This window comes from Ruegeria sp. E5, from assembly GCF_056534105.1.
Genome location: NZ_JBQFPA010000001.1, coordinates 1,021,817 through 1,045,340, shown reverse-complemented (window position 1 = coordinate 1,045,340; position 23,524 = coordinate 1,021,817). Strand labels below are relative to the sequence as shown.

At 54.6% G+C, this 23,524-nt stretch carries 20 protein-coding genes and 1 pseudogene; 11 read left to right on the top strand and 10 right to left on the bottom strand.

Going from position 1 to position 23,524, the window contains the following annotated elements; all coding sequences use genetic code 11:
* Positions 1–41: 41 nt before the first annotated feature.
* The 5 genes and pseudogenes from xylF to ACR0BI_RS05265 form a co-directional block, all read left to right on the top strand.
* Positions 42–1,061: a D-xylose ABC transporter substrate-binding protein gene (gene xylF, locus ACR0BI_RS05285; RefSeq protein ID WP_170626596.1), complete on the top strand. Its 1,020-nt coding sequence runs from the start codon at positions 42–44 to the stop codon at positions 1,059–1,061.
* Between the two features lie 60 nt (positions 1,062–1,121).
* Entirely contained in the window at positions 1,122–2,420 is a 1,299-nt protein-coding gene (locus ACR0BI_RS05280) for a sugar ABC transporter permease (RefSeq protein WP_480561306.1), read from the top strand.
* Positions 2,420–3,223 (top strand): ATP-binding cassette domain-containing protein, encoded by an 804-nt coding sequence (locus ACR0BI_RS05275; RefSeq protein WP_170379765.1) that lies wholly within the window; start codon positions 2,420–2,422, stop codon positions 3,221–3,223. The genes ACR0BI_RS05280 and ACR0BI_RS05275 overlap by 1 nt, the downstream gene beginning before the upstream one ends.
* A gap of 9 nt (positions 3,224–3,232) precedes the next feature.
* Entirely contained in the window at positions 3,233–4,540 is a 1,308-nt protein-coding gene (gene xylA / locus ACR0BI_RS05270; RefSeq protein WP_480561307.1) for a xylose isomerase, read from the top strand.
* A 91-nt stretch (positions 4,541–4,631) separates the two neighbouring features.
* Positions 4,632–4,982 (top strand): annotated as a pseudogene (locus ACR0BI_RS05265) (DDE-type integrase/transposase/recombinase); the annotation flags it as partial.
* Between the two features lie 123 nt (positions 4,983–5,105).
* Here ACR0BI_RS05265 and ACR0BI_RS05260 read toward each other — a convergent pair.
* The 4 genes from ACR0BI_RS05260 to ACR0BI_RS05245 all read right to left on the bottom strand — a co-directional run bounded on the left by ACR0BI_RS05260 (position 5,106) and on the right by ACR0BI_RS05245 (position 8,342).
* A complete protein-coding gene (locus ACR0BI_RS05260) occupies positions 5,106–6,128 on the bottom strand; it encodes an adenylate/guanylate cyclase domain-containing protein (RefSeq protein ID WP_170396212.1) in 1,023 nt (340 codons plus the stop codon).
* Positions 6,129–6,131: 3 nt separating this feature from the next.
* The gene (locus ACR0BI_RS05255; RefSeq protein WP_170403431.1) at positions 6,132–6,491 is read right to left on the bottom strand and encodes a group I truncated hemoglobin; all 360 of its coding nucleotides are present in this window, start codon (positions 6,489–6,491) and stop codon (positions 6,132–6,134) included.
* 117 nt (positions 6,492–6,608) lie between these two features.
* Positions 6,609–7,439, bottom strand: a complete 831-nt coding sequence (locus tag ACR0BI_RS05250) for a class I SAM-dependent methyltransferase (RefSeq protein ID WP_480561308.1) — start codon at positions 7,437–7,439, stop codon at positions 6,609–6,611.
* A 63-nt stretch (positions 7,440–7,502) separates the two neighbouring features.
* Positions 7,503–8,342: an alpha/beta fold hydrolase gene (locus tag ACR0BI_RS05245; protein ID WP_480888626.1), complete on the bottom strand. Its 840-nt coding sequence runs from the start codon at positions 8,340–8,342 to the stop codon at positions 7,503–7,505.
* 260 nt (positions 8,343–8,602) lie between these two features.
* On the opposite strand from ACR0BI_RS05245, the gene ACR0BI_RS05240 reads away from it, so the two are divergent.
* The 5 genes from ACR0BI_RS05240 (at position 8,603) to ACR0BI_RS05220 (ending at position 17,481) form a co-directional block, all read left to right on the top strand.
* Complete coding sequence (locus tag ACR0BI_RS05240; RefSeq protein ID WP_480561310.1) at positions 8,603–10,834, top strand: ATP-binding protein; 2,232 nt, start codon at positions 8,603–8,605, stop codon at positions 10,832–10,834.
* Positions 10,827–11,540: a response regulator gene (locus ACR0BI_RS05235; RefSeq protein ID WP_170396223.1), complete on the top strand. Its 714-nt coding sequence runs from the start codon at positions 10,827–10,829 to the stop codon at positions 11,538–11,540. Before ACR0BI_RS05240 ends, ACR0BI_RS05235 begins: the two co-directional genes overlap by 8 nt.
* Positions 11,541–11,578: 38 nt before the next feature.
* Positions 11,579–12,469, top strand: coding sequence for an adenylate/guanylate cyclase domain-containing protein (locus ACR0BI_RS05230; protein ID WP_480561311.1), 891 nt, complete (start codon positions 11,579–11,581; stop codon positions 12,467–12,469).
* A 113-nt stretch (positions 12,470–12,582) separates the two neighbouring features.
* On the top strand, positions 12,583–13,047 hold the full coding sequence (locus ACR0BI_RS05225) for a hypothetical protein (RefSeq protein WP_170396227.1): 465 nt from the start codon (positions 12,583–12,585) through the stop codon (positions 13,045–13,047).
* Between the two features lie 15 nt (positions 13,048–13,062).
* Positions 13,063–17,481 carry a WD40 repeat domain-containing serine/threonine protein kinase gene (locus ACR0BI_RS05220; RefSeq protein WP_480561312.1) on the top strand — a complete coding sequence of 1,473 codons (4,419 nt, stop codon included), beginning with the start codon at positions 13,063–13,065 and terminating at the stop codon, positions 17,479–17,481.
* 71 nt (positions 17,482–17,552) lie between these two features.
* Here the strand turns inward: ACR0BI_RS05220 and ACR0BI_RS05215 are convergent, their stop codons facing one another.
* From ACR0BI_RS05215 to ACR0BI_RS05190, 6 genes are read right to left on the bottom strand one after another with little or no spacing between them, the layout of a single operon-like run.
* Entirely contained in the window at positions 17,553–18,491 is a 939-nt protein-coding gene (locus ACR0BI_RS05215; protein ID WP_170663748.1) for an HAD family hydrolase, read from the bottom strand.
* The gene (gene phnE, locus ACR0BI_RS05210; protein WP_170396234.1) at positions 18,455–19,270 is read right to left on the bottom strand and encodes a phosphonate ABC transporter, permease protein PhnE; all 816 of its coding nucleotides are present in this window, start codon (positions 19,268–19,270) and stop codon (positions 18,455–18,457) included. Before phnE (ACR0BI_RS05210) ends, ACR0BI_RS05215 begins: the two co-directional genes overlap by 37 nt.
* On the bottom strand, positions 19,270–20,085 hold the full coding sequence (gene phnE / locus ACR0BI_RS05205; RefSeq protein ID WP_170422367.1) for a phosphonate ABC transporter, permease protein PhnE: 816 nt from the start codon (positions 20,083–20,085) through the stop codon (positions 19,270–19,272). Before phnE (ACR0BI_RS05205) ends, phnE (ACR0BI_RS05210) begins: the two co-directional genes overlap by 1 nt.
* Complete coding sequence (gene phnC, locus ACR0BI_RS05200; RefSeq protein ID WP_170396238.1) at positions 20,082–20,876, bottom strand: phosphonate ABC transporter ATP-binding protein; 795 nt, start codon at positions 20,874–20,876, stop codon at positions 20,082–20,084. Before phnC ends, phnE (ACR0BI_RS05205) begins: the two co-directional genes overlap by 4 nt.
* Before the next feature lie 58 nt (positions 20,877–20,934).
* The gene (phnD, locus tag ACR0BI_RS05195) at positions 20,935–21,909 is read right to left on the bottom strand and encodes a phosphate/phosphite/phosphonate ABC transporter substrate-binding protein (protein WP_480561313.1); all 975 of its coding nucleotides are present in this window, start codon (positions 21,907–21,909) and stop codon (positions 20,935–20,937) included.
* A gap of 13 nt (positions 21,910–21,922) precedes the next feature.
* A complete protein-coding gene (locus ACR0BI_RS05190) occupies positions 21,923–22,777 on the bottom strand; it encodes a DeoR/GlpR family DNA-binding transcription regulator (protein ID WP_170403399.1) in 855 nt (284 codons plus the stop codon).
* 224 nt (positions 22,778–23,001) lie between these two features.
* Here ACR0BI_RS05190 and ACR0BI_RS05185 point away from each other — a divergent pair, with 224 nt between their 5' ends.
* Positions 23,002–23,466 (top strand): NUDIX hydrolase, encoded by a 465-nt coding sequence (locus ACR0BI_RS05185; protein ID WP_170396245.1) that lies wholly within the window; start codon positions 23,002–23,004, stop codon positions 23,464–23,466.
* The last annotated feature ends 58 nt before the right edge of the window (positions 23,467–23,524 follow it).

Below are 23,524 nucleotides of genomic sequence, written 5' to 3'. Positions count from 1 at the left end.
CGCGAATCGAAATGCGATGGCTCAGCAAATGGGAGGAAATCATGAAGAGAATTCTCAGCTTTTCGGCTGTGGCCACTTTGTTGGCTTCGACCGCATTCGCAGAGCCAGTGGTCGGTGTAAGCTGGTCAAACTTTCAGGAGGAGCGTTGGAAAACAGACGAAGCGGCCATCAAGTCGGCACTTGAAGCAGGCGGTGCCGAGTACATTTCGGCAGACGCGCAATCGTCCTCCGCAAAGCAGCTATCGGACATCGAAAGCCTGATCGCCCAGGGTGTGGACGCGCTTATCATCCTAGCGCAGGACGCGCAGGCCATTGGTCCCGCGGTTCAGGCCGCGGCGGACGAAGGTATTCCTGTGATAGCCTATGACCGTCTGATCGAGGACGACCGAGCATTTTATCTGACCTTCGACAACGTGGAAGTCGGCAGAATGCAGGCTCGGGCTGTCTTTGAGGCCATGCCCAAAGGCAACTACGTGATGATCAAAGGCTCTCCTACTGATCCGAACGCAGATTTCCTGCGCGGGGGTCAGCAAGAGATCATCGGAGCAGCCGTCGACAGCGGTGACATCGTGATCGTTGGTGAAGCCTACACAGATGGTTGGTTGCCCGCGAACGCGCAGCGGAACATGGAACAAATCCTGACCGCGAACGAGAACAACGTGGATGCAGTCGTTGCGTCGAATGACGGTACTGCAGGCGGTGTTGTTGCGGCCCTAACAGCACAGGGTATGGAAGGCATTCCGGTGTCAGGTCAGGATGGCGACCACGCAGCGTTGAACCGCGTTGCGCTGGGCACTCAAACCGTTTCGGTATGGAAGGACGCTCGTGAACTCGGAAAGGCCGCTGGCGAAATCGCAGTCGCACTGAGCGGAGGGACAAGCCCTGCTGATGTCGAAGGTGCAATTAGTTGGACATCACCGGGTGGCACCGAGATGAACTCGGTCTTCCTCGCACCCGTTCCGATCACCAAGGACAACCTATCCGTTGTTGTGGACGCTGGATGGATCCCATTGGAAGATCTGTGTCAGGGCGTTGAAAACGGACCTGCTCCCTGCAACTAAACTTCAAAGTCCCTGGCCCCGTCTGGGCCGGGGACTATTGCTGAATATGAAAGATCGGAAATGACCGAAACTTCGTCTCAGCCGGTACCTGAAAAAGCGAAACCCAGCCTGTTCCAGCAACTGGAACTGGATATGCGGCTTTTGGGAATGATCGGCGCGTTTGTCATCCTGTGCATCGGGTTCAACATCTTCACAGATGGAAGGTTCCTGACGCCGCGCAATCTATTCAACCTGTCCATCCAGACAGTTTCGGTCGCCATTATGGCATGTGGGATGGTGTTCATTATCGTCACGCGACACATCGACTTGTCGGTAGGAGCGCTGCTGGCAACTACCTCGGCTGTGATGGCAATGACGCAAACTGAGCTTTTGCCGCAAGTACTTGGTATGGGTTTGAACAATCCAGCAACCTGGGCGATCACCATTGTCGTCGGGCTGTTTGTCGGCACGCTGATTGGTGCGTTTCATGGCTGGATGGTCGGATACCTGACGATACCAGCCTTCATCGTCACGCTTGGTGGATTTCTGGTTTGGAGAAACGTGGCGTGGTATTTGACCAGCGGTCAGACGATTGGTCCTCTGGATAGTACATTCCTGATGTTTGGCGGGACCAACGGGACATTGGGAACGACGACAAGCTGGCTGTTCGGCTTGTTTGCTACCGCAATCGCGATCTGGGCTTTGTGGAGCAGTCGTCGCGCAAAGGCGGCACATGGATTCCCCGTCAAACCTGTCTGGGCCGAAGCCACTTTGGCCGGGATAATCGCAATCGCCATCCTTGGGTACGTTTACATCGTAAACAGCTACGCCATACCGACGCGCCGACTGCAACGTATGTTCGAAGCACGCGGAGAGACAATGCCAGAGGGGCTAGTTGTAGGATACGGCATACCGATTTCTGTACTCATCCTAATCATCGTGGCTGTCACGCTGACAATTGTGGCGCGAAAAACCCGGTTTGGTCGGTACATCTTTGCCACTGGCGGCAACCCGGATGCGGCAGAGCTTTCGGGTATCAACACTCGGCTGCTGACCGTGAAAATCTTTGCTTTGATAGGTTTCTTGTGCGCGGTGTCCGCGGTGGTCGCCTCGGCTCGCTTGGCGAACCATTCGAACGACATTGGTACGCTCGACGAACTTCGGGTCATAGCAGCTGCAGTGATCGGAGGAACCGCATTGTCGGGCGGCATCGGCACCATCTATGGCGCGATCCTGGGTGCATTGATCATGCAGGCGCTGCAATCGGGCATGGCAATGGTTGGCGTTGACGCGCCGTTTCAGAACATCGTCGTCGGCAGCGTCCTCGTGTTGGCCGTCTATATCGACATCGTTTACCGCAAGCGACTGGGGGCAAAGTGATGCAAGCTCAGGATACGCAGAAAAAACCTTCTGGCACTGGGCGCGGTTCAGGCGCGCCGCCATTGGTCGAGATGCGCGACATCTCGATTTCCTTCGGTGGGATCAAGGCCGTCGACCATGTGTCGGTCGATCTCTATCCGGGTGAAGTCGTTGGCCTGCTTGGCCACAACGGGGCCGGAAAGTCCACGTTGATCAAGGTATTGTCCGGCGCCTATCAGATGGACCACGGCGAGATTCTGATCGATGGCAAGCCGGTCGAGATTGGCAATCCCCGTGACGCCCGGGCGAACAATATCGAAACGATATATCAGACGCTCGCCTTGGCCGACAATCTGGACGCGACATCAAACCTGTTCCTGGGGCGCGAGATGACGACGCCTTTTGGCTTGGTCAACGACGCAGCCATGGAGGCCGAGTGCCGAAAGATCATGGCGCAGCTCAATCCGAACTTTCAAAAGTTCAATGATCCCGTTTCCGCATTATCCGGCGGTCAAAGGCAATCGGTGGCCATCGCTCGCGCGGTCTATTTCAACGCCCGTATCCTGATCATGGATGAACCCACAGCAGCGCTTGGGCCACATGAAACTCAGATGGTGGCGGATCTGATCCACCAGCTAAAGGCGCAAGGCATCGGGATATTTCTGATCGATCACGACGTGCATGCCGTCATGGAACTGTGCGACCGCGCATCGGTCATGAAGAACGGAAAACTGGTTGGGACGGTCGATATCGCAGATGTAACTGATGACGATCTATTGTCGATGATCATTCTCGGCAAGCAGCCAGCACAAAAAGCAGAGTAGGGGGCAGAAATGCCAAGTGGATTTTTTGAAGGGATCGAGAAGGTCCAGTTTGAAGGCGTGGATAGCAAGAACTCGTTGGCCTTTCGTCACTACGACCCGAATGAAATCATCATGGGCAAGCGTATGGAGGACCATCTGCGGTTTGCTGTGGCCTGGTGGCATTCATTCGCATGGGAGGGCGGAGACCCCTTTGGTGGACCTACGTTCGAACGCCCATGGTATCCTCAGGACGATATGGGCCGGGCCCGTCAGAAGGCAGATATTGCATTCGAATTGTTTGAGCTTTTGGGGCAGCCATTCTTTTGCTGGCACGACGCTGACATCCGGCCCGAACAGGGAAATTTTGCCGATAACCTGCGCACATTAGAAGATATCACCGATTATATCGGTGAAAAGATGCAGGTGTCTGGCACCAAGCTGCTTTGGGGCACGGCCAATATGTTCAGCCATCGTCGCTGGATGTCTGGTGCCAGTACCAATCCTGATCCCGACGTTTTTGCGTTTGCAGCTGCGACAGTGAAATCCTGCATGGATGCGACCCACAAGCTCGGCGGAGAAAACTACGTTCTATGGGGTGGCCGAGAAGGCTATGAAACCCTGTTGAACACGGATTTGAAAACCGAGTTGGACCACATGGGCCGTTTCTTGAACATGGTCGTTGAATACAAACACAAGATTGGGTTCAAAGGAACTATTCTCGTTGAGCCCAAGCCTCAGGAGCCGTCCAAACACCAATACGACTACGACGCCGCGACTTGTATTGGATTTCTCAGGAAGTACGGGTTGGAGGACGAGGTCAAGTTGAACCTCGAGCAGGGGCATGCGATCCTGGCCGGACACAGTTTCGAGCATGAAATTGCGGTCGCCGCTGCCGAAGGGATGCTTGGCTCGATCGACATGAACCGAAACGATTACCAATCCGGATGGGATACGGACCAGTTCCCGAATAACACGCCAGAGGTTGCTTTGGCATATTACCACATCCTGAAAGCTGGTGGCTTTACAACTGGGGGCACAAATTTTGACGCCAAAATACGTCGGCAATCGCTTGATGCAAAAGATCTTGTTGCAGCCCATGTCGGTGGAATGGACATTTGTGCACGGGGCTTGAAAGCTGCGGCTGCTATGATTGAAGACGGTGGCTTGGAGGACGCGCTGACGGAACGGTATTCCGGTTGGAACACGCCGGAAGCAGTGTCTATGTTGGGTAGCAGTCTGGAAGAGATTTCTGCCCGGGTTCTGCAGGAAAATACCAACCCGAAACCACAATCTGGGCGTCAGGAGATTCTGGAGAATTATGTGAACAGGTTTGTGTGACCAAGGAAAACTGCAATCGGGGAACTGTCAAAAGAGTCTTGTCAGAAGAGCTTTGCTTGGGCGGGGTAGGGGTGTTGCGTAGCTTTTGCCCATGACCAGACCTGCATCTTTCAAATACTATAATAACCAGTTCTGAGATCATCCGCTTGACCGTGATGCTGTACATTCGATTCCCGCTCTCGCTTCGGAATGCCGTAGATCTGTTGCACGAGCGAGGCATCGACCTGAGTCACGAAACCGACTGCTACTGTTGGAACCGGTTCGGTCCAGTGTTTGCCTCTGAGATCCGAAGATAGCGGATGCAACAACTGCGCGCACTCTCGATATGGAAGTGGCACGCCGACGAGATTTTGTGAAGGTGAATGGTAAGAGACATTGCCTCTGGCGGGTTGTTGATCACGAAGGCGAGGTGCTGGAAACCGTTGTCACCAAACGCCGAAACGAGTAGCCGCTTATTTCGGGATCAAGATCAGTGGTTTTGGGACTGGGTAAACAGCCTACTGTAGTCACTGCAGTGATCAGTCACCATTTAGTGCGAACAAAGGATTACAGCGGGCATTGACGCTTAGCTATCGTCGGACAAGCGCCAGATGTCTTGCTCTCCAAACCCACGGATTGTTCGCGCACCGACATTCTCAAGGTCAAACTGATCTTTGAGGACCTGCGCGACTTCGTCCTGGACTGAAATCTGCATCGGGTCAGAGAATTCCTGAAGTCTGGAGGCCAGATTCACAGCCGGACCAAAGATATCGTACACATACTTCTGGATGCCAACGACCGACCCGACTACCGATCCCGTGGCCAGTCCAATTCTGCACCGCCACTGATGCGGATGGCTCAGGTTTCGGCGGGTCAAATAGCGTACGAAACGAATGGCTGTGTTTGCGATTGCCTTGGCGTGATCCGGAGTCGGATCGGGCAGACCAGCGACGGTGATATATGCGTCTCCGATTGTCTTGATCCGTTCGCAACCGAATTGCTCACCTATGCGATCAAACGCGCTGTAAATATCGTTCAGCTCAGTGACGGTGACGCTTGGGTCCTGCGAGGCGACCATATCCGTGAACCCCACGAAATCGAGCATCAGGACGGAGACGGGATCATAGAGTTGTGGCGTGACCACGCCGAAAGTCTTGTACTCTTCGTAGACCGACCGGGGCATCAGATTTAGCAGCAGTTTTTCAACCTGCTCCTTTTCCCGCTTCAACTCGCGGGTGTTCCGTTCGACCATCATCGAATAGGAGTCGATCATGGACTCCAGCTCTTTGATACGGGTGATGTTCTGACATACCAGAACCAGCACATCGTCGTGCGCGACCGTGAAATCGAGTGCGATCACCAGTGTGCGGCGTTTCTTTTTGAACGTGATTTCTGATGTATGCCGCCCGGTGCCGGACAGGCTTGTTTGCACTGTGTCGATATCCAGATCAGGAAAGAGCTGCTGCAATTGGTCTGAAGGGCCATCGGCACTGAACCACTCGTCAAACGTATCATTGCGGAACCCAAACTTCAGCGATTGACGGTCCAGTAGGGCAACGCCCACACCAATCGCGCGAAGGAGCTGTTCATTGATGGCTTCGATGGTCATGATTTATCCAACAATCAAGGGGCGACGTTTACTGAATTCCGCGACAACGATATCGATATCCTCGGCATCAACGCCGTGTCTTTGCAAAGCATCACGGAGCACGACCTCCAACTCGTCGAAATGGTCATCCGTAATTGCGAGATGAGAGTGTAACTGGCGCAGTTGATTGTCGGTGTAGGAGGCCGGACCACCAAGGAGCGATGCTATGAACTTGGTCTGATGGTCGACCATGCGGCTCATATCCACGTTGTCGAAGAAGGGTCCAACCTCGTCGTTGTCCAGCAGGATGTCATAGAACGAGAACACGATCTTGCTGATCTGTGAAAACCCACCGTATTTTTCATAAAGTGTGCGCTCGGCCATAACAAAATCCCCCTTAAACAAACTAATACCAAGAAAATGGTGGATCGACTACACCGGGTGATCTTCATCGTTCTTTGACGGTTGGGTCAAAGAACGATGAGCCAGTGATTCACGATCTCAGCCGCGCTGCATGACAATTTCAGCGTACTCGGATGAGATGCAAAGTGTGTCATTGCCTGAGATATCGAACTTCTCGATCAGGGCCATGATATCGCGCTGCAGCGCCTCTTGTCCCGATGCGTCCAGTGCATCGAAGGCCTTTTGCATCGGGCCATAGAAAGTCCGAAAATACTCTAGGAAGTGTTCGGCTGAACGGTAGCGGAACATGAAGTTCTTGCGTCGGAACGAAACGATGGTGCTGCGCGATCCGAAGGCTTCTTCAATCCAGTCCCGGCTGCCCCACAAAGCCGGAGAGCTTACGCCAGCAGGTGGAGGCACATGTTTACCGATCGTTTTGAACAGAAGGCCGATGAAGCTGTCCGGCGTCCAGTTGGCCAGACCAATCTTGCCGCCGCGTTTGACGACCCGTTGCAGCTCTGCTGCTGATTGTTGTTGGTTCGGTGTGAACATCACGCCGAACGTCGAAACCACCGCGTCGCAGGATTGATCATCGAAAGGCAGGTTTTCGGCGTCGGCAACCTTGTAGGTCACGAACAGACCTTCCGCTTTGGCGCGCTGGCTGCTGGCGTCCAGTAGGGCTTCTACATAGTCGGTCGATGTAACATCACAAAAGCGCCGGGCGAAGGCCAGGGTGGCATTACCATTCCCGGCGGCGACATCCAGTACCTTGGAACCAGGCATCAGATCCATGCTTTCAGCCAGTTCCTCGCCCGTGATTTGCAGCGTGACACCCACTTTGCTGTAGTCGCCGGAGCCCCAGGCGACGTTTTGCTTTGCTTTGATTGCCGCAAAGTCTGTGGTGGCGTTGATCGATGTTTGAATACCCATGATATTGCTCCTTTTGATGTAGCAGTGGTTTGATGAAGGCCGCATTGCTAAATGCGGCCCCGGTCAGGCAGCTTGACGTTCTGGCCAGCTGACAGTTTCAACGGGCCGCTCCACATTGGCCACGTGTTCGAAAATCCTTGAGTTGATCCATTCGGGCTGGAAGACCGGCGCCATATGACCCAGCTCGGGCAGCAACGCGATCCGCGCATTGGGCAAAGCCTTCGCGATCTCGACCGAGACGTGCTGCGCAATCTCAGGTGACTCCAAACCAGTCATTACCAACGTCGGTATTTCAAGCTTTGACAGGTCCTTCAGTTGCCAGGTTTCAGCAAAACCTTTTGCAAAATCAGACATGACTGATGGGATCATCCCAATGAACCGGTCCCGGGCCTGCGCGGGCAGCGAGTTCCAAAACCCCTTCTCGTTCCAGAAATCCAAAAAGTGATGCATACCAGCAGCGGCATCGCCATCCGCTGCTGCGGCGCTCACCACACCCGCGAGAAGCTGGATTTGCCCGAACAGTTTCTTGCTGACCTCATTGCCAGCCTGCAGAAAATGAAAGGCTGCAGGCTCATATACCGTCAGGCTTTTGACAAGATCAGGACGCATCAACGCGATCTTGATGGCAATACCTCCGCCGTTGGAATGCCCAACAAGATGAACGGGGCGTCCCAGCGCTTCGATTTCCCGGATGATCGGAATGGCAGAAAACGCCGCGCCGTTTCGAGAGTTATCTCCAGTCAACGGGCTACGACCGTAACCAGGAAGATCAACGGCGTGAACACTAAAGCGACCTTCCAGATCCGCCGCCAGTTGGTTCCATTGCCCACTATTGGACGCCGAAGAATGCAACGCAAAAATAGGTGCGTTAATCATTTCAGTAGCTCTAAAAGAAATAGTCATCGTTCTTACCCAATCGCACTTAAGATGGGCAATAACTGACCTTTCTATGTTTCATTGTGATGTCTGGAAGCGGTGCCAAGTGTTTCAGTTGTTGCTCTGTGAAGCAGGTCACACAACTTGCTATCTGGCTCAAAAACAAACAGGTTTATCGGCCTGTACTTGGCTGAGTTGGCACCTATTGAAACAATTGAAACACGCGATGCTGATTTTGAAATGGCATTGAAACAATGGTATCCTAAAAATTCAGGATGACGATGGGCATGGCGAACGAATTTGAAGAAATCGAGAAGGCGAGGGACCTTCTTCGTGATGCGATCGAATCTCTCAAAGAAGGGTTCGCCCTCTATGATGATGATCGCCGCCTTGTCTTGTTCAATCAACGATATGCCGAGATGAACAAGGGGGTTGCCGACCTGCTGCAACCCGGACTGGACTGGGAAATCCTGATGCGTGAGACGGCGCGCCGGGGAATTTACGCTGATGCGATTGGCAATGAACAGCAGTGGGTTTCGGACCGTTTGGCTAATGGGGTCGAGTTCATCCAAGACTTTGAGCTGACGGAAACGGATGGGCGTACCTATCTGGTTTCTGTTCATCCTACCAAGTTCGGCGGATTTGTCGTAACGCGTGAGGATATCACCGAACGCAAACAAGCCGAGGTCGAAGAGCGCGACGGCGATCTATTGATCCGAAAGGTGCTGGATGCCAGTTCGGCAATCGTAACTATGGCGCGGATTGGTGATGGTCAGATACTGTATCGCACGCCTGCTGCGCTGCAGATGTTTGGACCTTCCAAATCTGCAAAACAGCATTATCAAAAGCCGGAAGAGCGCGCGGATTTTGTAACCCAGCTTTTGGCCGATGGTCGTGTCGATGACTACAAGCTCGACTTGATTAATGCGGTTGGCAAAACCTTCCCTGCGTCGATTTCGTCTCAATTGATCGATTACAAAGGCGAAGAAGTCATCGTGACCAGCGTGATCGATCTAACCGTCCAGAAAGAGGCTGATGCCCTGATCCGTCAGGTCATGGAGGCGTATCCAGCAGCCATCAACATGACGCATGCCGACACCGGCGAGGTGCTGTTTGCTACGCCCGAGATAAAGGCGCTGTTTGGTGAAGCAGAAAGTTCGAAATCCTACTATGCGGACCCGAATGAGCGCGAACGGTACCTGAAAGACCTCCGGCAAGCGGGGGCGCTTAAGGATCGGCGTATGGAGTTCGTCGATGCAAGCGGGCGAAAGTTCTGGGGGGCGGATTCTTCACGGCTGATCGAGTTCAATGGTGAAGAAGTAATCGTTTCCAATACCCGCGATCTGACCGATGAATTGGCCATTGAGGCCGAGCTTGAAAAGCAACGAGAGCTGCTGTTCCAGAACGAAAAGATGTCTGCGCTAGGCGAACTACTCGCCGGTGTGGCGCATGAGCTTAACAATCCATTGTCGGTTGTTGTGGGTCATTCGTTGATGTTGAAGGAAGAAATTTCTGACCCCGATCTCGGTGTCAGGATTGAAAAAATCGGCAATGCCGCAGAACGCTGCGCGAAGATTGTTAAGACCTTTCTGGCGATGGCGCGTCAGCAGCCCAGCAAGATCGAGCAGGTTGATGTTCCCAGCATGATCGAAACAGCTGCGGATGTCGCCGGGTACGGTAGCTCATCAGGCGAAATTCGCATTGAGCAAAGTGTGCCAGAAGACCTGCCCGCAGTTGCCGGGGATGCGGACCAGCTTACGCAAGTCGTCTTGAATCTTATCATCAATGCCGAGCAGGCCATGACCGCATCCGGCATCGGCGACCAGATCATGCTGTCTGCCGAGGTCAAGCCTGACACCGGAATGGTTGAGATCACGGTTCAGGACAATGGCCCCGGTATCCCCAAAGCCATACGCGCACGTATCTTCGAGCCGTTCTTTACCACAAAGGAGGTGGGTGACGGCACCGGGATTGGGCTTGCTTTCTGTCACCGGATCATTCTGTCCCATGGCGGTCAGATCAGGCTTGATCAGGCCGCTATCTCCGGCACCTGCTTCCGGATAACTCTGCCCGTCGCAAAGATGCAAAATGATGTGGCTGAAGAAAAACCCGAACCCGCCGCGAATTTTGCCAAGCACCGTGCATTGGTCGTGGATGATGAGGTCGAAGTGGGTGAGATCAATGCCGAGATACTGCGGAAGGATGGCTTTCACGTTGATTTCGTTACCTCAGGGGAAGAGGCGCTCAGGCAACTGCAGTCCACCAGCTACGATGTATTCCTAAGTGATATGAACATGCCCGGTGTTGACGGACGCAAGATTTATGAGGCGCTGGTGGCGCGTTTTCCGAAAATGCTGACCCGGACAGCATACATCACCGGGGACACCATGGGTGAAAGCTCATTGGGACTGCTGAAGGAATCCGGTCTGCCCTATCTGGAAAAACCCGTCTCGCCTTCGGAACTGAGAATACTTGTCGGAAAGCTGCTCGCCGATCAGAAGGATCAAACGGATGAATGACCAGAAAACCCATATCCTGGTTTGCGATGACGAGATCGACGTGCGCGAGATGCTTCAGGAATATCTGAGCAAACGCGGGTACGAGGTTTCTGCAGCCGCTGGCGGAGAAGAGCTCCGGTCTGTCATCTCCTCTCGTGCTGTTGATGTCATGATCATGGATATCAATATGCCAAAGGAAGACGGTCTTTCGATCCTCAGATCGCTTCGTCCTGAAAACACGACGCCCGTGATCATGTTGACTGCAGCAGGCGATGTAGTGGACCGGATCATCGGGCTTGAGATGGGGGCAGATGACTATCTTGGAAAGCCGGTTGATCTTCGGGAACTGGAAGCGCGGATCAAGGCCCTATTGCGCCGAGGGGCCATCAACGAAAGTCTGCCCGCAGATGCCTCCGAAGGCAATTTGGCCCTTTTTGGCGACTACACGCTGGATAAAGAGGCAGCCAAACTTCTTGCGCCGGATGGATCCGAGGTCCCGCTAACGGCGATGGAGTATAGTCTGCTCAAGGTGTTTGCTGAAAACAAAGGGCGTGTTTTGAACCGTGATCAGTTGCTAGAACAAGCGCATGACCGGTCCTGGGACCCGTTCGATCGCAGCATTGATATCAGAATATCCAGACTGCGCCGGAAGCTTGAAACCAACCCGGAAAAGCCGGAAATCATCAGAACCGTGCGGGGTATAGGTTATGTTTATGATCCCAAATAGGGTTTGCCGTTCCGGACAAGCAAATTGCGAGTAGCACCGTGGAAACCAAGCTCGTCACGACCATAATTGCTGACATTTCTGACAGCACTCCGTTCTACGAAGAAATGGGGGACGATCAGGCGCAGCAGTTGATTCAGTTTGAAATCGATCGATTGCGCGAGGTTCTACTTGGGTTTGGCGGAGTTCCTGTGGGGCAAAAAGGCGATGATGTCTTGTCCTATTTCAAGGAACCCGAGGCCGCCGTAAACGCGGTTGTAGAGATGATTCAGAAACCGCCCGGAACATTACTGTCGGTCCACGCGGGTGTTCATCAAGGTCCCGTTGTTATTGGCGATAATGGGATATTTGGCGAAACAGTAAATCTGACCGCACGTTTGGCGGCCGCGGCCAATCCGGGTGAAGCTTGTGTCAGCGAAAGCGTCGCCAAGGATCTAAGCCCCGAAAGTCTCCAGATGCTCACCCCAATCGGATTGCTTCGCCTGAAAGGTGTGAGTGACCCGGTCAAAGCCTATTCAATCGTGGCCTCAACGGACGGGTTAAGCACCGTGATGCATCTGCCGACGCAGACGGCCAGCGGATCTGAGGGCATGCAGCAGAATGAAAGCTTTGCGCTCATTCTTTATCACGACGATCATACCTGGCGGTGTCGGGAAGGCGGGGAGCTAACGATCGGCAGATCCAGTCAATGCGATGTCATCCTGCCTGAGCCGTGGGTTTCGCGACTGCATGCGGTACTCAGCATGAAAGGCGGGAAGCTGATGCTGGCGGATCGCAGTTCGTCGGGAACTTACGTACAATTCGAGAATGCGCGTGAAATCCAGCTTAAGCGCGAGAACATAATGCTGGCCGATAGCGGGCTGATATCGCCTGCACTATCAATTTTGCACTCTGATGCGCGCCCATTAGAGTTTGAGGTCGTCCGCCGATAAACGACGTGGCACGCCTGAATTCTGGCTTCTGTGGTGAAAGTCTCAGAAAGAAACTCGCGATTGTGCTAGAATCGGCACCAATTGCGTATTTCAACCAAGATTGGGAGGGAATGATGTCATTGAATACTTCAGGAAACCAGCTTCGTCAGGGCGCTCTGATCCTGGGTGCAGCTACACTCTTGTTCGGTGCTGATGCAACTGCCCAGTCAGCGATGCCCAATGCCTGCCCTGTGGATGGGTGTGAGGTGCAGATTGTATCGGTCGCCAAAGAGGGTGACGAACTGCTTGTAAACTACGATGCGAATTTCACTCCGGACGTATCGAAGAACCATTTCCATACATGGTGGGGCGAAAGCTATTCCGTTGAGCAAGTCGGCAGAAATGCCCAAAGCGAATTCAATGCCGTTCAAGGCAGGTGGCATCGGCACGATGATTACCCAAGCTATGTGACGAAGGAGGCGGCCTCGACATCGGCGCGCGAGGGAGGGACGACACTGTGCGTTACTGCTGCCGATAGGGACCACAACATATTGGATGCGACCAAGTATCATTGCGTGGATGTGCAAGAGCACCTCTGAAGCGCCAAGAATATCATGACTTTTCCCGCGTTCATCGGCCGTTACGCTGTTGACCGTGAAATCGCGAGCGGTGGGTTCGCGGCGGTTGTCCTTGCGCGGGATGACGAGTTGGAGGTTCCGGTAACCCTCAAGATTCTGCACGCCAACCTTGCGACCAATGACAAAGTCATCACCCATTTTCTCGAAGAAGCCCGTCTGTTGCGGCGCATTCGATCTCCGCGCGTTGTCTCCGTGCATGACGTGGGGCGTTTGGAGGACGGGCGGCCCTATTTTGTCATGGACTACGCGGATCGCGGCACATTGGCCGACCGACTAAAGCGTCTAAGCCCCGCTGCTTTGGCCAAACGCGAAGGTGTGGAAATACTGATTGATGCAATGGCAGATGGCTTGTCTGCGGTTCACGACGCGAATGTCGTGCATCGGGACGTCAAACCCGCAAATGTCCTTCTGCAACGAGTGAAGCGGTCCAAAGACGATAACAGCACGACGGTTTCTGATGCTTTGGTCGGCCTAGACGAGAGGGTTTTTCTGGCGGATCTCGGTATTGCAAAGGATTTAGCGATCGGTGTGACCGGCGCGACCATGATGGCTGGGACACCGCTCTACCAAGCGCCAGAACAAGCTGAGCACGGGCAACCCGTGACGCCGATGACCGACATTTATTCGGCCAGCGCGCTGATGTGGCATGTCCTGACGGGAAAGGCGCCGCCGCCATTCCATCGCGTTACCGAGTATCTTTCCAGCCTGCCAGAAATGTGGCGTGATTGCATTGAGCACGGGATGGCAATGGACCCGCAGGCGCGTTTTCTGGATATGGTGTCCTGGCGCAGTGCAATGAATGATGCGTTGGATCGTGACCGGCGAGAGGCCGCATCCGAAGCTGTGACGCAGATATCGGAAAGTAGGGTGGAATGCCCCTACAAAGGGCTCGCCGCGTTCCAGCCAGAGGATTCCGACTATTTCTTTGGACGCGAGGATCTTGTTGAGGAACTTGTGACCCGGCTTCAACAGAGCCGGATATTGGTTCTGGGTGGCTCATCCGGCAGTGGTAAATCATCCGTTCTGCGAGCAGGGCTGCTGCCAGCGATCGCTGCCAACGCGATATCCGGTAGCGAAAACTGGCGCGTTTGTGTTTTTACTCCCGGGCGCGATCCAATGACCGATTTGTACTTTCAACTCATCGGCGACAATTCTCACCTTACGGCTCAGGTCTCGCTCAACGACTTCATCGCCTATCCGAGTGCGGCGCGCCGATTGGCCACCGCGAATGAAGGAGAGTTGTTGATCTGCATTGATCAGTTCGAAGAATTGTTCACGCTGGTCAAACATGAACGCAGAAGCAAGTTCATCGAAGCTTTGTCAGCCATGACGGACCCTGCAGATAGCCGCGTTCGTATCGTGCTGACAATCCGTGCGGACTTTTATGCATCGTGTGCAGAGATACCGTGGCTTGCGGATCGAATCTCGGAAAACCAGTTTTTGGTCGGGCCGATGACACGGCCCGAGCTGCGCCGCGCAATCAGCGAACCGGCACATGCAGCTGGTTTGCACATGGACAGGTCCCTTATTGATGCGATCGTTGATGAGGCCGGGCGCGAAGCGGGTTCGCTCCCGCTGGTGGCGCATTCTCTGTATGAAACATGGAGCCGACGTAAAGGTGCGGTCATGTCTCTGGACGGCTACCGTCAGTCCGGTGGTGTCACAGGGGCAATCAGCCAGACAGCAGAGACACTTTTTACAGACGTTTTTGACAAAGTTCAGCAAGAAGCAACCCGGCGGCTATTCTTGCGTCTGGTTACGCCCGGCGAGGGGACACCGGACACACGGCGGTTGTTGCCGATCGATGAGATCGAGCGCGACTCGGACCCGGACACAACGCGGCGGGTCGTTGAAGCTTTGACAGATGCGCGGTTGCTGACGCTGGATGACAAAAATGTTCAGATTGCGCATGAGGCGCTGCTGCGTACATGGCCGCGACTTAATTCATGGATCGAAGAAAGCCGCGATGATCTGCGCATGCGTCAGCGTATTCAGCATGACGCTGCAGAGTGGGATGTTGAAAATCGCGAGCCCGATTTACTTTATCGCGGCACAAGGTTGTTGTCGGCTGAAGAATGGTCGGTGAAGAACCAGAATATCCTCGGTGCGTTAGAGCGGGAATTTCTGGGCGCTGCACGAGATGCGCGTGACCAAGCGCAGGCTGCATCCAAAATGCGCCGGCGTCGGCGTCGACGTATCAATCAAGTTGCCGTTGCTGCCCTTGCCTTGCTGGCCATTGGCGCAACGGTTTCGTCTTTCTTGGCTATCCGCGCGTCCAACCTTGCCGAAAGCAACAGACAGATGGCCGTTGCCGCAACAGCTGAAGCCAATGAAAGGTTCGCAAGGGCGCTAGGCGCTGCGGCGAACGGGTTATCGGATACAGATCCCTTGCTAGCCCTGTCACTCAGCGCCGAAGCGATTGTCCGAGCCGAAACTGCTGGTTCGACATCAGAAGCGAGGGCGGCGATGCTGATGGCTCGGCAAAATCTGGGTGAGGGTGGGCTTGTCCCACTGGGCAGCCCGTTTACGGTTGGTGACGCGCAGACGATGGCTATTGATGCATCCGGTACGCGTGTTGCGGTTGGATTGCGTGATGGGCGCATCGTGGTTCATAGGGCTGAATCCGGCGGAGCGGTTATTGCTGAACTGGTGGGGCATTCCGGCGGGATAAGGGATGTTGCATTCTCTCCCGATGGAGAGTTGCTGGTTTCAGCGGCAACGGATGGGGATGTTCGCCTTTGGAATGTTGGTTCGGCCAGATACGGCCCGATCACGACACTGTTCTCTGGCAATGACGTCGCATTTGGCGTGGCCTTTGATTCCACCGGCAAGCGTATCGCGTCGGCGACCGGTGACGGGACCGTTCGCCTCTGGAACGTTTCCAATGGAATGCAAATTGGGGAGCCATTGGCGAAAATGCCGCTGGGCTTCAAAAAGGTCGCGTTTTCGCCCGTTTCAGAAGGACTTGTAGCCGGAAATGTCGATGGTGGCATATTCGGCTGGGTCGACGCAAAGGCTACGCCTGCATTTCCGCCGATACCGGGCGGTCCGCTGGGGCCTGACCCCGATCACCTGTCCTTCAGCCGCGACGGGAGAACATTCGCGGTATCCCATACGAACGGGAAGGTCACGACGATTGGTTTTCCGGATGGTTCTCCAATTGTTGATCGTTTTTCAGATAGTACCGATATCGTAGCAGCAGCATTTACCGCGCCGGACAATCTGCTGGTAGGGGCAGGGGCAGACGGAACGCTGCGATTGGAAAATTCAAACATGGAAAGTGTTGGCGACGTGGTGCAAGCGCACAGTCAGAGGGTTGTGGACCTTGAAGTCGCCCAAAATGCCCCGTTGCTGGCGACTTTGGGCCGGGATCAGCAGGTACGTCTCTGGCGGATTGGGATCGACCCCGGCGGCAAAGACACGCTTGTTTTGCAGAACGGGGCAAAGGCGCTGGGCATCGCTTATACGCCGGATGCAAAGTCTATAGCCATCGGTGACAGTGAGGGGAATATCTGGGTCTGGAAGATGGGGGCTTCCATGAAACCCATGCAGCTGAAGGGGCATGAAAGCCAGGTGTGGGCGATCTCTTTCTCGCTGGATGGCAAAACCATGGTGACTGGTGATCGCGAAGGCGGCTTGAAAATCTGGGACATGGCTGCCATCCGGCTGAAAAATCAACTCGATCTGGGGCAGGCTCCCGTCTGGTCGATCATGCCGGGGTCAGGTCTAGAGGTCTTTGTGGCGACAGGAGATGGAGTGCTGCAAATCGATATCTCAGAGGCTGATTTGGTCAAGAGCTTTGCGCCAGCTGACATTCAGGCAAATCGTGTCGCCGTCTCTGAAGATGGCGGCATGCTGGCAGCGGCCTCGGTGGATGGTAAGGTCTATATTTGGTCGATTGGCGACGGTCAGTTGATCAGAGTGATTGAAGCTGATGACAACACGCTTTGGAGTGTTGCTTTCAGTCGTGATGGCACACAGGCTGCAACTGCTTCCAGCGATGAGGTGGTCAAGGTGTGGGATGTTGAAACCGGCGAAGAGCTTGCCGCTTATGGTGGCCATAAGGGTGGGGCGACAGATGTTGCCTTTTTGGCGGATGAGGCAACCTTGGTGGCAATCGACCGATCTGGGGAACTGCATTGGTGGGATACCGCGACGCACCGTCGGCTCATGCCTGTCGAAAAGATTCATGCAGGCCCGACCTGGCGTATCGCGCTTGCACCTGACGGACATTCTTTTGCGACAACCAGCGAAGCCGGTGATGTTCGGGTTTGGGACAGGTTGAGCTTAGAGATCGCATGTGCGTTGGGCAGTCCAACCTTTGATGAAGGGCGCAGGGTTCAGTATTTGGGAAGCGATGAGCCAACAACGACCTGTGATGCCTTCGCGGATTGATCACATGGCGAGTATTGAAAAGCACTGACGGACGCTTGGATTTGAAGCGGAACTAAGCAGGCGTGATCAGATTATGGTCGGTTCACAACGAAATCCGGCATGATTTGCGCCTGTGTGATTGCGTCATCGACGTCATGCCCTGCGAAAAAACCGTACCCCGAAATCAGGGCCGAGGCGATTCCGGCAGCATGGGCCCCCAATATGTCGGTATGCAAGCTGTCACCAACCATAAGCACGCGAGTTTTATCGACCCGGCCAAGTCGCTTAAAAGCCAAGTCAAAAATATTCTCAAATGGTTTGCCGAAGAATTCGGGTACAACGCCGGTTCGATCGGCAAGACGATGCGCGAACAGACCGGGTTCGTCTGAAAACCCGTGCTCGCGTGGTGCGACTATGTCCGGATTTCCAACCAATACCGGACGCGGGCGTTTTAGCAGGGCTGCTTCCAAATGAGCCTGACGTGCCTCGGACCAGACGGCTGAGCCGATCATCAGAAACCCCTCAACCGAGTCATAGGGCTCGGGATCGTCATCGAGATAAGTCAGGTTCAAATCTTCCAGATCGCGAAGGCCGGTGCTGGGTGTTGCCATCAAACCCCAATGCAGCGCGCGTTGACCGCCCAGCTCTGCCAGCAGTGTTGCGCGGCTTGTGATGATATCCTCTGACGCAAAATCATATCCCAGCCGGGCGTATTTCTCGACGAGCGCCGCATGAGGGTGACCAGCTGCATTCGAGACGACCAGAACGCGTTTACCCATGGCTCTAAGCTGATCAATCCGCGCGGCTGTACCGGGAATTGCAGTCTCGCCGATATTGAGGACACCGAACGCATCCAGAAGGAATACATCGAAGCCTTCAGCAATATCCATCAAAGTGTTCGCATGCTGATAGGATTGAACAGCCGGTTCAGCAGCCGGAAGCCGATGCCGAACGGCCTCGTAGGCGTCGAAAGCCTCTTGGGTCGTGAAGCGGCTCAAATAATTGCCCCTCGTACTTTGGCAGACACCCATTCGCTGATCATGACGGCAATCAGAATGACGATCAGGATAAGGCTGACCTGCGGCCATGCCAGAACGTTCAGCGACGCCGACAATTGCAGCCCGATGCCGCCTGCGCCCACAAGGCCAAGAACCGTAGACTCGCGAATATTGATGTCCCAGCGGAATACGGCGATCCCGGCAAAGGCGGGCAATATTTGCGGGACGATTCCATATGCCATGACCTGCCAGCGGGATGCGCCGGTGGCGGTGATGGCTTCGACTTGGGTGTGATCAATTTCCTCGATGGCTTCATAGAGAAGCTTGGCGCAGAAGCCGATCGAACGAATGGCTATGGCGATAACACCTGCGAACACTCCGGGACCAATGATTGCGATTAACAAAAGCGCCCAGATCAACGAGTTGATCGAGCGGGTTGAGACGATGATCAGTAACGCGATGGGGCGGATGAACACGGCCGACGGCGTGGTGTTGCGGGCGGCCAGAAAGGCGACCGGTACGGCAAGGAACAGCGCAATGATCGTACCAAGTGTGGCGATGTTCAGCGTGTCCCAGATCGGGCGGCCTAACTGCGTGATGTAATCCCACTTTGGTGGTGTCGCGCGGGTCCAGATATCGTTCGCGATCCGGGGTGCGTCCCACACAAAGAACCATGTCGTCGAGGCCGAGATGATCTGCCAGCAGTAGACAAAGACCGCCACACCCAACAGCCAGCAAAACCAACGCACAAGGCTTTGACCGGTCGTGCGTCTGCGCCAGATTTGCGTACCTTCATGTTCAAGCACTGGCATTACTGGACCCTCGCGCGGATGATACCCGAGAGGTATTCGAGCGCCATGACGATCCCGATGATCAGGATCAGAATGGCTGCCGCAGTGTCATACTCATAACGGTCAAACGCCGTATTCAGCGTGGCCCCAATGCCGCCGGCCCCCACAAGCCCAAGAATTGCACTTTCGCGAAAGTTGATATCGATCCTGTACATCGACAGCCCGACCAGTCGCGGCATGACCTGTGGCTGCACGCCGTAGTTGATCCATTGCATCCATCGCGCGCCCGAGGCTTTGATCGCCTCGGCCTGCACTTTGTCCATGGCCTCGATGTCTTCGGCCAAGAGCTTGGACAGGAAACCGATAGTGGCGAAGGACAGTGTCAGGAAGCCGGCCAAAGGTCCGAACCCAAAGATGGCAACCAGAAGAATGGCGACGATGATCTCTTGCAGGGCGCGGCTGATCGCAACAATGCCCCGGCAGATCACATAGACCGGGAGAGGCGAAATATTGCGTGCAGCGCCCAGTCCGATCGGGATCGATATCAGGATGCCCACCACCGACGCTGCAACCGTCATCACGATGCTCTCAAGAAGACCGCTCCAGATATCGCTCCAGCGCGATATGAAATCCGGGCTTGTGAAAGCAAGGACAAAAGCCCAACCGCGATCCAAGCCTTCATAAACCCGGCCCCAATCCACCTCGATGGTCATAAATGCCGCAATCAGATAGGCGACGAATCCAACGATCAAGGTCCAGCGCAGTAAGGCGTTTTTGACGAAGGCCGGTTTCCGCCAGCCTTTGCCCAGCAGGTCATCAAGTTCGGGATGGCTCATTCCGCGGCCTCGATCTCTTCGTCGTCTTCAACTTTCTCTATGGTCGCTTCCCAGTCTTCTTCGCCATAGATTTCGGTCAACTTGTCAGGCGTAAGCCCAGAGGGGAGGCCGTCAAATACGATTTCACCAAAGCGTAGGCCAACGACGCGCGGTACGAACATTTGCGCAAGGGCCACGTCATGAATGTTGATTATCGCGGCTAATCCGCGTTCCTGACACAGCTCGGTAATCAAGCGCATGATCTGACGGCTGGTTTTTGGGTCCAGTGAGGCGGTCGGTTCATCGACCAGCAGAAGCTTGGGATTTTGGATTAGCGCCCGGCATATTCCAACCCGCTGACGCTGACCACCTGACAGTTCGTCCGCGCGTTTGTCGGCCATATGCAACAGACCCACGCGATCCAGCAGGCGGAATGCATCATCCACGTCAGACTGGGGGTAACGTCGCAGGAAGCTCCGCCAAAACCCAACATATCCCAGCCGTCCCGACAGTACATTTTCCATGACAGTCAGGCGTTCAACCAGTGCGTATTCCTGAAAGATCATCCCCATTTCACGACGTGCTTTCCGCAGCGCGCCCGAGCCGAGTTTGACCAGGTCCACGTCGTCCAGCAGAACCTCGCCACTTGTGGGTTCAACCAAACGGTTAATGCAGCGGATCATGGTGGATTTTCCAGCACCAGAAGGCCCGATCAGCGCCAGAACCTGGCCCTTTGGCACATCTAGATCGATCGCCTTCAGGGCCTGATCGCCGGTTTTATAAGTTTTTGTAAGCTTTTGAAGCCGCAGCATTTATGCCCCCGGTTCGGGTGGTAACGGGCCCCGCAGGGCCCGTTGGATGTAGTATCGATTACTGGCAGGCGTAGGAAACGCCGTTAGCCGCGTCGATCTTGCGGATGACGTCCCAGAACTCCTGATAGGTCATCTCAAGGAACTGACCTTCATTCGATTTCGAGAACTCAGCCTCAAGCGTCGTTCCCTCCCAGTCGAAGCTGAAGAAGGCATTGCGGATTTTCTCCTGTAGCTCCGGCGTCAGGTTGTACACGGTTCCAAAGCCTGTCGTCGGGAAGGTCTGCGACTTGTAGATCGTGATGACGTCGTCTTCGTTGATCACATCGCGCGAGATCATCCGCGATTTGACCGAATTAGCGATCGAGGCAGCCAAATAGTCCTTGTTTGCGACACCCAGGATCGAGTTGTCGTGTTTGCCCGAATAAACCGGCTCAAAATCGCGTTCGGGAAGCAGATCAAAATCGCTTTTCAGGATCGCCGAGGGCGCTTTGAAGCCCGAGTTCGAAGTAGGAGAAGTAAAGGCCAATTGCTTGCCCTTGATATCCTCAACCTTTTCGATGCCTGAACCGGGATAGGTGATGATCTCCATCTCGTATCCGAAGTTTCCGTCTTTCGACGCCATGATCGTGAAGGGCCTGAATCCGGCGCAGTTCACGGCCAACGGGTTTGAACCGGTATTGAAGCCCGCGATATGCAGACGCCCCGAACGCATGGCCTCAATCTGGGCCGCGTTGTTCTGAACTGGAAAGAAAACAATGTCTTTGCCAGTTTCCGCTTTCAGATGATCAAGAAAGTCTGACCAAGCAGTTTTGTATACGGCAGGGTCTTCAACCGGGGTGTAGGCAAAGATCAGGGTATCAGGATCAATCTGATCGGCAGGATCAGCGGGGATATCCGCGATCAGATCGCCATCGGCATCGCAGAACCGCGCATCCAGATCACCGCGCGGGCAGTCTTGCGCCGAAGCCGTGCCCGACAGAGACAAGAGCGCGATTGCGGAAGCTCCGATCAGTAGTTTGATATCAAATTTCATTTCTTCCTCCCAGTCATGCGTGGCTTTTCTGTCCACGGTTTGTCGTTCTTTGTAAGGACTGCTCAGCGACAAGAATCTTCACCCCGGCGTCGTTGATCGCGCCAAGCAAATCCCCTGTTGGTTTGGTATCAGTTACGATTGAATTCAGCCCGTCAAGGTCGCCCACACGGGTCAAACCTTTGCGGTCGAATTTCTCGGACCCGATCAGAAGATGTCGCGTCGCGGCGCGTGCCAGCATCATCCGTTTGACGGTTGCGAAACCGCGCACGGTCTCTGACGGCCCTTCTTCTGACAGGCCGGACGCGCCAATCATGCAGCGATCGACGTTGAAACGAGACAGGAAATCCAGTGTATCTGTCCCGATCGTGGCGGACTCGGCGGTCAGATATTCGCCTGGGCATAGAATGACTTCAACGGGTGCGTGACCAAGGGTCATGGCCACCGGTATCGAATTCGTAATTGCCGTGCAGTGAATGCCCCGATACGCCAACATACGGGCCATCTCGATCGTGGTTGAGCCGGAATCGATCATCACCGTCTCGCCTTCCTGAATCAGGTCAGCTGCGCATTTGCCGATCTTTTCACGCTCATCAAGGCGGGCGTGGGTGCGCTCATCCAGACTTGGATAACGTCCTTGTATCGGGGCAGAGGCACCGCCATGCGCCCGCGAGATCAGCCCATCATCAGCTAGGGCATCAAAATCCCTGCGCACCGTTTCCGCCGAAACATTGAAACGCTGCGCCAATTCGCTGATCCGGACGTGCGGGCGAAGCTTCAATTCCAACAATATCTCACGGCGGCGGTCGGATTTCTTGAACCGACTCTGGCCCTTGTTGGTTTTCTTATCGCGCGTTTCCGCTTTGGGCATCTGGCAATCCGACTCGGTTTCAATCTCACTTTTGTGGCGTTTCAGTCGTTTTGCAACAATTTCTGTTGCAAAGCCCACGATTCATTGTGAGACTTCAAAGAACTGTTTCTATTTCGAGGCGTAGCAATCGAAGTGCACCGGCGTTCTGGATGTAGCCACCTTGTTCAACAGCACGTATGTGTTGCCATTGCCCTTTGCGTAGTGCCAGAGCCAAGAGCGCGCGCATGAGCAAGACCGAATTCACAGATCAGATCGGTGCGCTTCCAGTGCGATGGGACAAGTCCGACAAGCTGCGGGTTCTCATGGTCACTTCGCGTGACCGGGGGCGGTGGGTCATCCCCAAAGGTTGGATGATGGATGGTAAGAAGCCTTGGCATGCCGCTGAAATCGAAGCTTTGGAAGAGGCCGGAGCGGTTGGCTTTATCTCCAAGAAATCGATCGGGTGCTTTCACTATGACAAGCGATACGAGGGTAAAAGCAGCGTGCCTTGCCGCGTAACGCTTTATCCGTTGATTGTGGAACGGCTCAAACGCCGTTGGAAGGAACGCGACGAACGCAAGCGCCACTGGTTCTCACCTGCCAAGGCCGCAAAGCTTGTCGAAGAGAAAGAACTGGCGCGTTTGTTAAAGAGCCTGTCAGATAATCAAGAGACGTTGGCTGTTATCGAAAAATTGCGAAAGGCCGCATGAGGAAGGGCATATAAGAGCCGGGGAATCCGGACGCAGTGAACTTAAAGGGAGAGAAATC